Source organism: Collimonas fungivorans (genome assembly GCF_001584145.1).
In the GTDB taxonomy this organism is placed as follows: Bacteria; Pseudomonadota; Gammaproteobacteria; order Burkholderiales; family Burkholderiaceae_D; genus Collimonas; species Collimonas fungivorans.
On sequence record NZ_CP013232.1, the window covers coordinates 985,423 to 999,170 of the forward strand.

Annotated in this window: 11 protein-coding genes and 1 pseudogene; 4 read left to right on the top strand and 8 right to left on the bottom strand. The window is 55.7% G+C overall.

Annotation, left to right across the window (positions count from 1 at the left end):
• Positions 1 to 25 precede the first annotated feature (25 nt).
• Positions 26 to 1,498, top strand: a complete 1,473-nt coding sequence (locus CFter6_RS04250) for an MFS transporter (protein WP_082814586.1) — start codon at positions 26 to 28, stop codon at positions 1,496 to 1,498.
• A gap of 661 nt (positions 1,499 to 2,159) precedes the next feature.
• On the opposite strand, the gene CFter6_RS04255 is transcribed toward CFter6_RS04250, so the two are convergent.
• The 7 genes and pseudogenes from CFter6_RS04255 to CFter6_RS04280 form a co-directional block, all read right to left on the bottom strand.
• The gene (locus tag CFter6_RS04255) at positions 2,160 to 3,062 is read right to left on the bottom strand and encodes a LysR substrate-binding domain-containing protein (RefSeq protein ID WP_061538869.1); all 903 of its coding nucleotides are present in this window, start codon (positions 3,060 to 3,062) and stop codon (positions 2,160 to 2,162) included.
• Positions 3,063 to 3,118: 56 nt separating this feature from the next.
• Positions 3,119 to 4,351 carry a metal-dependent hydrolase family protein gene (locus tag CFter6_RS04260; protein ID WP_061538870.1) on the bottom strand — a complete coding sequence of 411 codons (1,233 nt, stop codon included), beginning with the start codon at positions 4,349 to 4,351 and terminating at the stop codon, positions 3,119 to 3,121.
• A gap of 1 nt (position 4,352) precedes the next feature.
• Positions 4,353 to 5,660: an MFS transporter gene (locus CFter6_RS04265; protein WP_061538871.1), complete on the bottom strand. Its 1,308-nt coding sequence runs from the start codon at positions 5,658 to 5,660 to the stop codon at positions 4,353 to 4,355.
• Between the two features lie 553 nt (positions 5,661 to 6,213).
• Positions 6,214 to 6,654 (bottom strand): GCN5 family acetyltransferase, encoded by a 441-nt coding sequence (locus tag CFter6_RS24885; protein ID WP_082814588.1) that lies wholly within the window; start codon positions 6,652 to 6,654, stop codon positions 6,214 to 6,216.
• Between the two features lie 151 nt (positions 6,655 to 6,805).
• Positions 6,806 to 7,105: a hypothetical protein gene (locus CFter6_RS25465; protein ID WP_150118624.1), complete on the bottom strand. Its 300-nt coding sequence runs from the start codon at positions 7,103 to 7,105 to the stop codon at positions 6,806 to 6,808.
• Positions 7,106 to 7,381: 276 nt separating this feature from the next.
• Complete coding sequence (locus tag CFter6_RS26905) at positions 7,382 to 8,179, bottom strand: papain-like cysteine protease family protein (RefSeq protein WP_417924785.1); 798 nt, start codon at positions 8,177 to 8,179, stop codon at positions 7,382 to 7,384.
• Positions 8,180 to 8,367: 188 nt separating this feature from the next.
• Positions 8,368 to 8,669: pseudogene (locus tag CFter6_RS04280) on the bottom strand (phage virion morphogenesis protein).
• 267 nt (positions 8,670 to 8,936) lie between these two features.
• On the opposite strand from CFter6_RS04280, the gene CFter6_RS04285 reads away from it, so the two are divergent.
• On the top strand, positions 8,937 to 9,185 hold the full coding sequence (locus CFter6_RS04285) for a DUF7706 family protein (protein WP_061538874.1): 249 nt from the start codon (positions 8,937 to 8,939) through the stop codon (positions 9,183 to 9,185).
• Between the two features lie 514 nt (positions 9,186 to 9,699).
• On the opposite strand, the gene CFter6_RS04290 is transcribed toward CFter6_RS04285, so the two are convergent.
• A complete protein-coding gene (locus CFter6_RS04290) occupies positions 9,700 to 10,446 on the bottom strand; it encodes an SDR family oxidoreductase (protein ID WP_061538875.1) in 747 nt (248 codons plus the stop codon).
• Positions 10,447 to 10,541: 95 nt separating this feature from the next.
• Between CFter6_RS04290 and CFter6_RS04295 the strand changes: the two genes are divergently transcribed.
• Entirely contained in the window at positions 10,542 to 11,480 is a 939-nt protein-coding gene (locus tag CFter6_RS04295; protein ID WP_061542207.1) for an AraC family transcriptional regulator, read from the top strand.
• A gap of 512 nt (positions 11,481 to 11,992) precedes the next feature.
• A complete protein-coding gene (locus CFter6_RS04300; RefSeq protein ID WP_061538876.1) occupies positions 11,993 to 13,699 on the top strand; it encodes a M14 family zinc carboxypeptidase in 1,707 nt (568 codons plus the stop codon).
• Positions 13,700 to 13,748: the final 49 nt, after the last annotated feature.

Genomic DNA, 13,748 nt, shown 5'->3' on the forward strand with positions numbered 1-13,748 from the left:
AGATTGGAATTAGTCAGCGGTTTTCGTGACGACCATTTTTCAACAAGAAAACAATCTCCGGGACTCTCCTCTCATGTCTTATCTGAAACCGAATCAATCAACATCGCCACGCCTGACCTTGATAGCCACCAGCCTAGGCTTGGTCCTCGTCACTCTCGACGTCACAGTCGTGAACGTTGCGCTGGAAAGGATCCAAGCGTCGCTCAGCACCAACGTGACCGGTTTGCAATGGATCATTAACGCTTACACGCTGGTCTTCGCGAGTCTGCTGCTAACGGCAGGTGCCATTGGTGACCGCTTCGGTGCCAAACGAATCTTCGTCATAGGCTTTGCGTTGTTTACCATTGCCTCACTGGCCTGCGGCTTGGCGGGCACAATCGGTGCCCTCATTGCGGGCCGTGCCGTCCAAGGAGTGGGTGCGGCACTTTGTGTACCAGCCTCGTTGGCGTTGCTTAGCGCCAGCTTTCCGGAAGCGGCCTCCCGTGCCCGAGCCGTGAGCATATGGGCTGGCGTTGGCGGCTTGGCGCTTGCAGCCGGGCCGGTCGTTGGCGGCATCATGGTGGATCGCTTCGGTTGGCCGAGCATCTTCTTCCTCAACCTGCCACTCGGGCTCTTAGGCATCTGGTTGACTTTATCCTATGCCCCGTCGGGTTCAAAGACACCCAACCGTGGACTGGACCTCGCCGGGCAAGTGTTGGCGATTCTCGCGCTAGGTGGGTTCACCCTCGGATTCGTCGAGGCCGGCGCACTCGGCTGGACGCATCCGCTAGTCCTGTCAGGTTTTACCTGTTCCCTGGTGGCCGGCGCGTTGTTCATATTGGCAGAAGCCCGTGGTGCGGATCCTATGCTGCCGCTGTCATTGTTTCGCTCCTCAGTGGTGAGTACCTCCTGCATCGTTGGACTCCTCACCAACTTCGCCTACTACGGGCTGATGTTTGTGCTCAGTCTATTCTTCCAGGCGACGAAGGGGTATTCACCGTTGATGACTGGACTAGCTTTTCTGCCGATGACGGCACTGGTAACCGTCGCTAATTTGATTTCTGGTCGGCTGACCGCGCGGTTCGGGCCGCGGCTCCCCATGGTGATGGGGCAAGCGCTGGCCGCCTGCGGTTACCTGACTCTGGCTGGCATCGACGGCGGAACTCCCTATAGCGTCATCATTGGTCCACTACTAGCGGCGGGCATCGGTGTGGCGCTGACGGTCCCCGCAATGACGGCCGCCGTTCTCGCCAACGCCGATAAGCAACGCACAGGTATTACCTCCGGAGCGTTAAACGCCGCGCGCCAGACGGGAGGCGTCATCGGCGTCGGGGTATTCGGATCGTTGGTCGCAGGAGGACCGGAAAAACTCCTTGCGGGCATGCATGTCGCGCTAATCCTGGCAGGTCTGGCACTCGGCATTGGCGCCGTCATCAGTTTTGTAAGTATCAAGGTAAGATTGATTACGAAATCAACGTCACTTCCCGTTGAAATGATTACCAAGGGCGAAGCCAGTTGAAGGTTAGAGTTCGAATGCCTGATCAGAGGGCATGCTGCGATGGTTTCTGGCCAATGTGATTCGCGCAGCGTCTAAAATGTAAAAAAATAGGTGACCTCATGGTTCCGCAATTTCATATGAACCCGCGCCGACATTGCGTTCGCAGACTACAGGAGTTGCTAAATTGCGGAACTGAAAATTCAGTAAGTTATTGAAAGTATTGATTTTGTCGCTGGACTTGTAATCAGGGGGTGGCGGGTTCAAGTCCTGCAGCCAGCACCAATATCTAAAAGGCCCACCGTTCGGTGGGCCTTTTTCTTTTTTGTGGAGCAATCAGGTTTTTTGCGGAGCAAGTTCTAAAGTGCGTACGCACCCAATGACGGCTTCCGACGGCGGATTCAACTGGTCGGTCAAGATGGGTTCCTTCATCGTCTGCAATGCGCAAGCGAAAGCAGACATTTAAATTCTTCAGACGAAGCGCAGCTTCTGGCCGAAAATAGTCTAGCAATTGATACTCCGCACTTGTTGAACAATAAAACACATTCACATATTAGCGGTCAGTATTATCAATTGATATCCGGACTTTTGTTGCTCTTGTAGACATTAATACAGGCGCGGCTCGGCCGAGGCGCATGGCACTCGTCCCAACCTGAACCTGCTGCACGTAAGGCTTACTGTAGGTTTATATCCCTTCGGAGCTTTCCTGTGTCAACCAGTTGCGAAAGGTGCGTGCGGCCGTGGGTTCGGTGCGGTCCTGCGGCCATACCGCGTAGTAGCCGCCGCCCAGGCTGGCACTGGCATCGCAGGCCCGCACTAGCAACCCATCGCGCAGGCAGGCGTCGATCATATGGCGCCAGGCCAGCACGATACCCTGACCTTCCATTGCCAACTGCAGCAGGATCGGGTACTGATTGGCCACCAGTTTGTGCTCCGTACGTGCTTCGGTCAGCCCGTTCTGAGCCAGCCAGACCTGCCATGACATCCACTGGCGCTGTCCGTCCTCCAACATAAGCAGCGTCTCTTCGGGTAGGTCGGCCGGCGTAAGTTTTCGGCCGGCCAGGTAGTGCGGCGCGCAAACCGGGAAGACTTCCTCATCATACAACCTGCGTGCAGCCAAGCCAGCTGGCGGCCCTTCTCGCAAGTAATACATACCCACGTCGAACTCGGTTTCGGACAAGGAAGCTAGGCTGTCGTTGACGATCAGTCGCAGGTGGAAATCGGGATGGGTGGCGCGAAAACGCGTGAGCCTGGGCATGAGCCAGAGCACCGCAACGCCGGATGAGCAGGCCACGGTCAGCTCGATATGGCCCTTGCGCTTCATCACGGCTTCGGTAGCTTCGGCACAAGCGACCAGCAAACGCTGTACCTCCTCCGCGTAGGATTGTCCGCTCACCGTTAGGCGCAGTGCGCGTGGCTCACGGATGAAGAGTTTTTTTCCTAGAAACCGCTCCAGTTGAGCAACCTGACGGCTGATGGCGCTCTGCGTCAGGTGCAGTTCGGCAGCGGCACGTGTGAAGCTGCCGTGGCGCATGGAAGCCTCGAATGCAATGAGGCACGGCAGTGGCGGAAGCGGGGAAATACGCATGGCAGTCGCTTAGAAATTAAACTGCCATCATAGGCCCAAAGCGGCCCGTGCGCGCTTCAGGTTGTTTGCCGATACAGGCGGCCGGCCTGCATTACCAGCGCGAGATGTTTGCCTTGGCCTGCGAGCAGGCTGATGTCTGCCAGTGGGTTGCCGTCGACAACAATCAAGTCCGCCAACGCACCGACTCGGACGGTGCCGAGCTCTCCTTCGCGTTGCAGGATTGCCGCCGCTATCGAAGTGGCCGAGCGGATCGCCTCCAGATTGCCGAGCAGTTCGGCCCTGATACGGAACTCGTCGGACTGGTGATTGTGCATCTCGCCCAGCAGGTCGGACCCGAAGCCCATCGGCACGCCGGCTTCGGCATAGATGCGCAGTGAGTCGCGGCCCGCCTGGCGTACTGTTTGTATCTTGACCACCGATTCCGCCGGCAAGCCGAGGCGGGCGCCGTCACGGGCGAGGGCATCGTAAGTGACAAGGGTTGGAACGACGAAGGCGCCGTGGTCGCGCATGATCCCGGCTGCCTCACGGTCGACCAGATTGCCGTGTTCGATAGTACGCACGCCGCAGCGCACCGCTCGGGCGATGGCACGGCCGGTATACGCATGCGCCATCACATAAGTCTGCGCGGCCTCGGCTTCGGCCACAATAGCGCGGATCTCGTCCTCGCTATACTGGGTATTGCCGATCGGGTCGGTTGGCGATGCTACGCCGCCCGATGCCATGATCTTGATCTGGGTCGCGCCTTTCTGGATTTCCTCGCGTACCGCAAGCCGCACCGCGTCAACGCCGTCAACCACGCGAGCGATGGCGCCAGCACGGAAGGCACATGAACACGGTTCCAGTACATCTGAGCGCGGCCGAAAATCGCCATGGCCGCCAGTCTGTGACAGTGCTCTGCCGGACGGAAAGATGCGTGGCCCCGGCACCAGGCCGGTGGCGATAGCGTGCGACAGGCCCCAGTCGGCGCCGCCGGCATCGCGTACGGTTGTGAAGCCACGGTCAAGCATGGCTTTCATGATGGGCAAGGCGCGGATGGCTGCCAGCACGTTGGGTTGCACTGCGTTCAGGCCGAGATTGGCAATCGAGGCTAGCACGTGTACGTGACAGTCGATCAGGCCCGGCATAACGGTCTTGCCGGTGACGTCGATCGACTGCGCGGCGGGCGCGTCGATCGGTGTCGCGGACACCTGGATGATGCGGTCGTCTTCGATCAGCACATCATGACGGTTGAGTATGCTGCCATGGGCAGGGTCGAAAACGTTTCCGCCCTTGAGGAGTATCTGGGTCATATCAATTCTTTTTCAGGTAGTCAGGGTCGCGCACGAAACGTGTGCCGATAGAGCTTATGGCCGCCGCGATCATCACGTAGAAAGCAGGCGCCATGGTGCTGCCGGTGGTGGCAATCAGCCAGGTGATGATGAACGAGGCGAAGCCGCCGAAGATGGTGACAGCGCAGTTGTAGGCGACCGACAGCCCGGTCGACAGCACCTTGGCCGGAAACATCTCCGACATCGCGGCAAGGATTGGTCCGGTGTAGGTGGCAATTAGCACACCGAACACAAACTGAAAAATCATCAACGAGACCAGCCCCGGCATCTGGTTAATATAGACGAACATCGGGTAGACGAGCACCAGGATCAGCAGTGCTGAACCCGACAGCAGGATACGGCGACCAATGTGGTCTGCCAACAGCCCGACCAGAGGCGAGAACACCATGATTGTCAGGCCTCCGACCATGCCGGCAATAAAGCCGGTTGACGGCGGCATATGCAATACTTTGATCGAGTAGGTCGGCATGTAGAAAAGCAGCACATAAGTACACACGGTCCAAAGGATCACCATGGAAAAACTGGCAGCGGTTTCACGCGGGTAATTGCGCAATACCTCAACAAGCGGCGAGTCGGACTTGTCGGAGGTCTCGCGGAAGGTCGGCGTCTCGTCGAGGTGGTGGCGAATGTAGTAACCCAGCGGACCGATGACGATGCCGAGCAAAAATGGCAGACGCCAGCCCCAGCTGTGGAGCGCTTCCGTGCTCAGGGAGCTGGTGACGAAGGTGCCAACGGCCGCGCCCAGCAGCACCGCAACGCCGATGCTGGCCTGGACCCAGCTGGAGTAGTAGGCGCGTTTTCGGAGAGGCGCGTACTCGGTCAGGAACGCGGTGGCGCTGCCCATTTCTCCGCCTGCGGAGAAACCCTGTATCAGCCTGGCTATCACGATCAGTAGTGGTGCGAACATACCGATCTGGTCATAGGTGGGAGCCAGGCCGATGATCGTGGTGCCGAGCGCCATCAGGAGGATTGTGAGCGACAACGCGGCCTTGCGACCGACGCGGTCAGCATAGATGCCAAGGATGATGCCGCCCACCGGACGCATGAAGAAACCCACACCGAATGTACCTACGGCCAGCAATAATGAGGATAGGTCATTGCCAGTTGGAAAGAAGAGCTTCGCGATAATAACGGCGAAGAAACTGTAGACGGTGAAGTCGAACCACTCAAGCCCGTTGCCGATCACCGTGGCGACAATAGCGCGGCGGCGTTGGCTGGCATTGGTGGCAGGTGGGCTTTCTGCTTCTAGATAGGTAGCGCTTGTGTTCACGGCGGTCTCCTTGTGAAGGTAGTACTTATGCGGCCGATGGTAGGGGAGGACGCGGCGCGGTGGAAATGAAATCTGCGCATGTGGGCATGCTGCCAGCGCATGCATGTGGGGGATCCTGGAGTGCAGCGCGACGAGGAGACGCGCATCTCTATTCCTGTGCTATTTGTGCGCTCGAACCTGACCAAGGAGAGCGCTGCCTGGAAGGTTGTGCAGTTAGGCTTCACACCAACCTGTCGGCTCAAATGCCCGTTGGCGGAGGTTTTGGTGCTCAATGCTGATTCTTAATTTTTCTTAGGGTTCCAGGACTGCCATTCGCGTAATTCATTTGCCGAAATTACTATTGCAGTGCAATGAGTGCTGACTATGAAAAGCCCACTGTTGGCGACACCCAAGAAAATATTTTGAAATTTTATTGGCCGGCTTGGGTTGCGTGCCTCTCGTCAGACCAGCGGCCGAACGTCTGATAACAGTCTGAAGCAGCCTGTGAAGCGACGTCACTGGCCGATTGCAGCCGTCTGCTATTGCCCGTTCCCAGATCATTTTTCCACATAAACTAGATTTCACGATTCTTTCCCGGAGCTAGCCCTCGTAGAATCTCTAAACGATTCGCCGGAGCATTAGAAGCAAAGAACTCTGGAATAGTCATTGTGTCGCGCTGCGGTCTGGATAGAAACTCCACAGGCCATTCAGTAATTCGCTGTTCCTGAACATGAACATATTGTCCGGGAATTGATTCGTCAATGTACTCACGTTGCAAGACTAACGCCAGCGGCTCCTCTGTTCCGTCATTAGTTCTGGAAAATGCATCGGCATCTTCGTAACTGGCGAAGGCGTAATAATAATCAGATCCATCCTCATCATCGGGCGCCCCTCGTTCCGGGTGACACCACACTCTGTATTCGAGAACAGCATCCCAAACAAAACCACCACCAGCCTTTGCAACGGCTGGGTACGTACCTACTTTGGAAGGTTCGAGTACGGGAGGATATTGCACAATCGGGCCCTTTCGTAATTTTAAATTTTAAAAAAATGCTGGCGAAGGGACGTTTTTAATGCCTGCTATTGGCCGCGTGCTGCCGGCTTATTGCTGCATTGTTAGTTAGAACACGAGATATATCATCCAATTTCCAGTCTTGCTCATTACACTAAATGCCCGCGACTTCACGAAAACCCTTGGCCCAGAAAATCCCATCTCTGGAATACGATGAGGCGAATTCCACTTCGTAGTTCGCGTTACCCCATTGACGATCCGTGATATCAGTCACAGTACATTCGCATCCAAACGGCATAGGTATGCTAAAACCACCTTGGCCATTTGTGACAATTGCAGTTAACTCAATCCAATTGCTGTCGCCCAAACAAAATACTGCCCGATCAATACGTTGGGCATGATGATCAATTTCCAAATATAGCTTTGACAAACAACCGCCAGCCACTTTAGTCATATTGAGTCGCCATCAATTTTGCGGACACTATCGACCGTCCGCAATTGGCCGGCAACGGCCGCCCCAAAGCGGACAGCGTCACAACGGATAGTATGCTGGCAGTTAGCAGGTTGATATGAGACTTACCAACTGCTGGGGGATGTTTTACTGTTGCCAGGTGACGTACTATAGTGCCGGCCTGGAAAAAAAGCAGATCCTTCCCCGGCGCGAATGGCACTTCGCGACGGGGGCTTGCAAGCGTTCCTTAGGGGCAAACTCCGCCAGAACGAACTGGGCTTAACGATGCATCATGGCGTACGGCACCTCCCATGCAAGGTGCTGATTGAAGTGACTTAGCGGCATGCCCCTGTCCGGACCTTTCTGAGGATCATGGTAAACAACACTGCTGGTCTTCTTGTCAACACCTATCAGAACTGACATGTGCCCATTGTTCTGGTTGGGGTGCCACGCGAAAAGAATGGGACCGTGCTGCTCGAGAAGAGAGACCAACTCCTCGAGCGAAAACGCTTGTGAATCTGGTAGATTGACCCTCGATAGTCCCTCGTTCGAAATGAATTGCTCAATATCAGCTGGTTCTTTTAGTGCCTGATGACCAGCGTCCGAACTATAACGTTGAGGAAGACCTAGTCTAGGACCGGCTTCGGCGCTATGGCCTATCATCCTGGCACATGCGTACCAGCAACCCATCCGTTCACTCCCTTGGGAGACATAAGGCACATTGCGGAGGAGGAATAACGGAGGTTTGCTTTGCATTAAGGCCGCATATCGAGAAGAACTCGATGCCTTCGAACTAGAACTTTTCTGCCCTCCGCCCCCGAACGATGGGGTGCCGCTGAATGTAGGAGCGCCACACTCGGCTGCCGAACTATGACGCGATATAACTTTCAGGCGCGGCGGTTGGGTTGGCAGAGAATTGCGCGTCTGACGCGTACCTAGGGGAGGGAGTGCCGACAGCGCGCTGGGACGCGAGTTCTTGGTTTGAGTGAACTTCTGCTTGGGCTGCTGCGACACTCCACCCGCCTCGGATCTATCGGTTATCTGCGCTTCGTAAGCGGTATTCTGCCCAATCTTCATTGCATACCTAGTTTGTTGAGAATGACGCTGATTTTTTCACCGCTTAGTAACAAGTGACCAGTCAAAGCGAAATTTCTTCTTACTGAGCGAAATCCCGCTCGAAACCACTCTCCCCGGTGTAACGTGATGGCGCTGGATGCTTGTGATGATATATATCTACAAGTATTGTTGCCCGCGCCAGTCTTTTCTTAGATTTTGTCGAGATGGCGCAACAATGAATCACGTATCAACGCTTGGTCGGTAGCACTAAAACCAAGCAAGGGACGCGCTGGATAGGAATACTCGGGCCCTTTTTTGAGACCTTGTCCTTCAATCCCTCCTGGTGCACGCGGACGATGCGCGCCACCCGTCCAAAGAACCCGACCGATAGCTGGTTTTCGTCCTGTTCGGTTTTGAGATTTTTTTGCATGCGGATTTTCTCAAATATCGCAGCTTTCTGCCGTGTGATTCTCCCTTTCTTGCCGCGCAGGTTCCGGCGCACCGTTTCCATCTTCTGCAGGCGGCCAACGGTTATTAAATTCGTAAATCATATTTATATGTACGGTTTTCCCTACGGTTATTTCGGGATTATCCGATGGACGGGAGAGATTGTTTTCTGTAATTATTAATCTAGTAATTGATCAATTCTGTTTTAGACAAGGCTCAATCAAGCCTGATACCGGTGGTAATCGATTATTTATAAATAGTTGATGCGGAACGACAATCTGAGATTTGTAATCTGGTTCTCGATAAACCCTTGCTATGAAGAACTTTCAAAATGGACGAATTGACTAGTATCGAGTTCCAAGACAACGTTGAAGCGACATTCACGATCACGATTTCGCACGCAACCGGGCATACCACGCTGATGAGAGATGAGGCCTTGGCGATTGTCCATTTTATGACGCGAATCGGATGGCCGGATTTGCTCAAACATTCAAAAAATAACGACGAAGCATATGTAATGATGAGAGCAATTGATAAAGCTCAAATAGCGTTTTGTAATGCACAACGTCGGCCCATATAACAGATTCATGTTCGCTAGATTCTGTCTATCTGATTATTTTGGTAGTTCCGCAATCTGAAATGGACCCGCGCAGTTATTGCGTTTTCCGCGCATTGGAATTATTTGATTGCGGAACTAAAATATGGACAAGTGATTGAAAATAATGACTTTGTCATTGGACTTGTAATCAGGGGAGGCGGGTTCAAGTCCAGCAGCCAACACCAGAATTTAAAAGGCCCACCGTCTGGTGGGCCTTTTTCTTTTGTTCCGCAAACATATTTTTTGCGGAACAAGTTCTAAAGCGCATACGCGCCCAATGACAGCTACCGCCAGTAATGGACATGCTGCCAAAAATCTGTCGTGTGATACTCGCTCTCTCAAACAGTAGATCGAACCAATGCCAATTTTGCCGCCGGATAGGCTATTGCAGAGCTTCGGAAAACTGATCAAAATGTTCCTCGGCCTTAATCCCATGAGAATGCGATACGACCATTACACTGCCGTGTCTCACCCTCAGCGTTCTGCTGCCCTACGACTAGATCTTTTTGAACCACTCGACCGCATCCGCGCCGGCCGGAACGCGGAATGCAGTCGAACCGTCTTGCACAACCTGCCAGACCGCGTCGGCAACATCAATCGAATGCGTCACTGAACCGGCGTAATTCTGAAACCCCGACATCACCGCGTTCATCGTGGCCGCGTAATCTTCAGGAAATGTCTGGATGACTCGTGAACCGGCATTGGATGCAAAAGCGGTCTCCGGCGCCATTCCTGGCAACACTACGCCTACCAGGATGTTGAACTCCGCCAGTTCGAGCGCCAGCGATTCGGTGAATGCGACGACTGCGGCCTTGCTGGCTGTGTAGACGGGAAGTAGCGGCAAGGCCTTCAGGGTCACGGCAGATGCCACATTGACGACAACGCCCGCTCTGCGTGCCCGAAACTGCGGCAAAAGTGCCTGCGTCATGGCCATCGTACCGAACGTATTGGTTTCGAACACATCGCGCACGGCTTCCATCGGCGTACTTTCGAAAGGCCCTAGCATACCGATGCCTGCGTTATTCACCAGGACATCCACCTGACCAGCTTCTTCGACTGCACGACGTATGCTTTCAGCGTCGGTTACGTCCAGCTTCAAAATTCGCAAATGTTCAGACTTTGGCAGAACGCCCTCATTCGGCGTACGCATGGTGGCGACCACGTTCCACTTGCGGTCCAAAAAATACTTGGCGATTTCCAGGCCAAATCCAGAAGAGCAGCCAGTGATTAAAACGGTTTTCATGTGAATCCTTTCATCATCAGTGAGCCGCAACGATAACCCTTGCCAGGAAAATCATCTACAATAGAAAGTCCTAATTTTGTTTGCGAGCGTCCGGAATGATTGACCCCTTAGCTTCTGTAGTGGCGCTACTGCAACCGAAAATGACGTTCTCGAAGATTGTGACCGGCGCGGGACGCTGGGGAGTGCGCGGCGAACTCATCGGCACACGATTGTGTTGCTGCGTGGTTTTGGAAGGGAAGCTACGATATACGATCGATGAGGCTGAATTCGTCGTCGAAGCTGGTGATTTCGTGCTAATGCCGTCGATGTCGAAATTTTTGGCAACCAGCTTTGACCTTCCTTCTGAGGATGAATGGCAGTCTGAACCCGCTCTCTTGGAAAACGGCGAACACCGCAATGGGTCTATATCAGCCGATGCCGACGTGAGAACACTGGTCGGCTTTTGCCAATTGACGTCTCCAGACTCCACTTTACTTTTGACACTGCTCCCGAAGCTCGTACATATTCGGGGAGACGTTCGCTTGTCAGCGCTGGTTCAACTCGTTATTGATGAATCACGCTCGCAGCGCTCAGCACGGGACGTGGTTCTCGAGCGCTTGCTGGAAGTCTTGTTGATTGAAGCGCTTCGCTCATCAAACAATGCAGTGACCTCGCCAGGGCTGTTGCGCGGACTTGCCGATATCCGACTGGCGAACGCAATCCGGTGCATCCATGAAAGCCCTCAAGAGTCATGGACCGTTGCGCTTTTGGCGAAAGAATCGGCGCTGTCCCGCTCGGCCTTTTTTGAGCGATTTAGCAAAGCCGTGGGCGTCACACCAATGGACTACCTGCTGTCATGGCGGATGGCATTGGCAAGAAATCTTCTTGAACGAAAAGAGGCAATTGCGGAGGTGGCGGTTCGCGTGGGTTACAGCTCATCTAGCACATTCACCGTCGCGTTCACTCGTCATACCGGTATGCCGCCCGGTCAATATGCCAAATCGTGGCATAACGTGGGTAACTCGTCCGACGCGAGAGTCTCTGCCACGGCATGAATTGCTACAGGGACGTCTGCTATCGGCGATTGCGGCCTTTCAAGTTGAGCGACTTCATCAGAAATATTTGAGTTTTCTCGAAATCTATCTGGGCTACCGCTTGTTCCGCAAAAAATTAGTCAGCAAATACTGAAAAGACTTTGCAGGCATGCGCAAAAATGGAAATTGCGGAATAAAAACTAACTTAACTATTTGTGTTTATTGAGATTTGGTTCGGACTTGTAATCAGGGGGTGGCGGGTTCAAGTCCTGCAGCCAGCACCAATATTTAAAAGGCCCGCCGTTCGGTGGGTCTTTTTCTTTTGCTCCGCAATTCTCAATTAAGCATTAAAATTTCCCTCTAGACATTACGCCGACAAATAAATAACGGTATTGGCAGCTTGCAATCGGCCAAGAGCGATCTGTCGCGACCGACAGCTTTCCGATGCGCTACCTTTGCTCCATATCCTGCACTGTAGATGCGGACCGTCAAATTGGCGTATTTCTCGACACCACCAAAAAAAGGAATCACGCATGACGCCCCCGACCCGCCTTGCTTATCCCACGCCCTTCGAACTCGGCAATGGCAACCAGACCTCCACCTGGGCCGAATGCATCGCCTTCTACGAGCGGCTGGCCGAGCGATTCCCGGGGGTGCTGCGATGGTGGCGGATCGGGACCTCCGACACCGGCCTGCCGATGCACGCCGGCCTGGTCACGGCCGACGGCGTGTTCGACCGCGATACCTTGCGCGAGCAGGGGCGTCCGGTGTTCTTCAACAATAACGGTATCCATCCCGGCGAGCCCGAAGGCATCGATGCCTGCATGGCGCTGGTGCGCGACTTCTGCCTTGAGCCCGAGCGGCTGGCTGCGCTCGGCGATACGGTGTTCCTTTTCATCCCGGTCTACAACGTCGACGGCTGCGTGAACCGCCAGTCCAGCTCGCGGGCGAACCAGCTCGGCCCCGAGGCGTTCGGCTTCCGGGGCAACGGCCGGCACCTCGACCTGAATCGCGACTTCATCAAGTGCGACAGCCTGGCCGCCCAGGTGTTCAACCGCTTCTTCAACGCCTGGGACCCGGATGTGATGGTCGACACCCACACCTCCAACGGCGCCGACTACGCCTACGCCATGACCCTGATCCCGACCCAGCCTGACAAGTTGGGCGGCGGCCTGGGCGACTTCCTGCGTGAGCGCATGCTGCCCGCGATCTACGGCGACATGCAGAGGCGCGGCTGGCCGACCTGTCCCTACGTCAACCTGCTGGCCGAGACGCCGGACGACGGCATCGAAGATTTTCTCGATCTGCCGCGCTTCTCCACCGGCTACGCCGCGCTGCACCACACCATCGGCTTCATGCCCGAGACCCACATGCTCAAGCCCTTCGCCGACCGCGTGGCGGCGACGCGCACGCTGGTTGAGGTGGTGCTGGACTTCAGCGCAGCGCAGGCGGGGCGCATTCAGCAACTGCGGCGCGATGCGCGGGCCGACGCCGCACGCCGTACACAGTGGCCGCTGCGCTGGCGCAACGACCACGAGCGGCCGGCGCGCCTGCGCTTCAAGGGCTACGCGGCGGTGCGTACGCCGAGCTTGCTGGGCGACTATCAACGGCTCGCCTACGACCGCAGCCAGCCGTGGGAGAAGGACATCGTCCACTTCGACCGCTGTGTCGAGGAACAGGCGGTGACGGCGCCGAAGGCCTACCTGGTGCCCCAAGCCTGGCGCGAGGTGATCGAGCGGCTGGAGTGGAACGGCGTCGAGCTGCAGCGCCTGGACGCCGACCGACTATTCGATGCGGCCCGGGTGTACCGGGTTCTGGAAGTCGATACACGCGCGACCGCCTACGAAGGCCACATGTTCCATGACCGGGTGCTGCTGAGCACGCACACCGAGGCCATCCAGGCGCGCGCGGGTGACGTGCTGGTGCCTCTCGACCAACCCCAGGCCCGCTACGCGGTCGAGACCCTGGAGCCCGAAGCGCACGACAGCTTCTTCCGCTGGGGGTTCTTCAACAGCGTGCTGGAGAGGAAGCAGGCCTCCATCTCAGCCTATGTCTTCGAGGACACGGCCTTGCAGATGCTGGCCGACGAGCCGGCGCTGCGGCCGGCGTTCGACGAATGGAAGGCCGCACATCCGGCGCAGCTGTCCGATCCGCAAGCGGTGCTCGGGTTTCTGTTCACCCACGGCCAGCGCCATGCCGAGCCGGAATGGCGGCGCTATCCGGTGGCAGCGTTGATTTAGTCAAGAATCTCCTACGGGATGCGAACGCGTCGCGGGCGATCACCGGATG